Here is a 1,120-nt window from a genome sequence, read left to right as displayed (position 1 = left end):
TCGGCATCGGGGTGGCCATCCTGTACTACTCGCTGATCTGGGGGGTGCTCCCCGGGCAGCCGGGCGGCGAGGTGATGTCCACGTGACCGCACCGTAGACATCGCGATGGTTAGCGTCGCCTGCTACTTAACGGGCAGGGTGCGGAACTCTGGATGCACGCAGTTCGGCGGTCCTTCGGGGCACTGGCACGGCACGAACCGGCTGCCGTTGCGGACCTGGGGCAGGGCGACGCGGCCGGAGCAGAGGCTGTGGTCGCCTCGCAGGCACGGGATGGTGATGTGGGCGGGCAGCTCCTGGGGCTGGGCCGGCTCCACGGGTCGTCGGTGGCGCGATTCTTTGGGCACGGAAACCACCTTGCCACGTCCGGGACCTGTTTCGGACCTAGGGCCGAAACCGAGATCCGAGGGGTTGGATCGTGGTGCGCGAGGGTCACCCGAGCACGATCACGGCTGCGACCTTTCTACCATCTCGTTGAGCTTCCCACTAATTCATCGCATTCGGTCAGTTGTGGGCTTCAACGCGCCATTCTTGGCGTTCCGGACTACTCGCCCCACCAGACGGTGATACCTCACTTTCCGGTTGATCCAGTCAGGCGAGGTGCGATAGAGCCCGCCATCCTGGTACGGCTCGTAGCTGACCGCGCCGCCGGGACGCTCGAAGACCGCGCGGGTCGCCCCGTCGGGCCACATGCGCGGCTGGACCGCGACCAGGGGACTTAGGAGCACGCCCAGGCGCGGCCGGGTGAACTGCGGCAGCGAGGGGTCCAAGATGACCGTCCCGCTGGCATGAGGGAAGGTCAGCACGATGTGCCCGGGATAGCGCTCCGGTCGGGACTCGCCGCTGGTGCCGACCGACCAGGCTTCCTCTGGCCACTGCTCGGGCGGCACCTGCGCGACGATCAGCTCGATCGCCGCGGTGTTGGCCACCAGCGCCTGAACCGGCTGTAGGTGCCCGGGAAGCCCGAAGTACCTGGCGGCTTGCTGGGCGATGTGGCCTGCGGCGATGCAGCTCCAGGGCAGCAGGCCGATGTCGCGGGTGGCTTGCCAGGTCTCATCGGCGATGTGCTGCAGGAGGGTGAAGACGTCGTCGCTCATGGATCTTCCCAGTGATAAGGGCGGGC

General features: G+C 67.3%; 2 protein-coding genes. Both read right to left on the bottom strand.

All coding sequences use genetic code 11. From position 1 onward, the window contains the following. Positions 1–122 precede the first annotated feature (122 nt). Positions 123–344, bottom strand: a complete 222-nt coding sequence (locus AB0B89_RS36565; RefSeq protein WP_358562417.1) for a hypothetical protein — start codon at positions 342–344, stop codon at positions 123–125. 144 nt (positions 345–488) lie between these two features. Further along, positions 489–1,094: a hypothetical protein gene (locus tag AB0B89_RS36560; RefSeq protein WP_358562414.1), complete on the bottom strand. Its 606-nt coding sequence runs from the start codon at positions 1,092–1,094 to the stop codon at positions 489–491. Positions 1,095–1,120: the final 26 nt, after the last annotated feature.

It is taken from the genome of Sphaerisporangium sp. NPDC049002 (genome assembly GCF_040649355.1).
Classification (GTDB): domain Bacteria; phylum Actinomycetota; class Actinomycetes; order Streptosporangiales; family Streptosporangiaceae; genus Sphaerisporangium.
This window is presented reverse-complemented; position numbering and strand designations above follow the sequence as displayed.

Coding starts and splice junctions, on each gene's coding strand:
- AB0B89_RS36560 (WP_358562414.1), bottom strand. CDS start 1,094: ATGAGCGACGACGTCTTCACCCTCCTGCAGCACATCGCCGATGAGACC.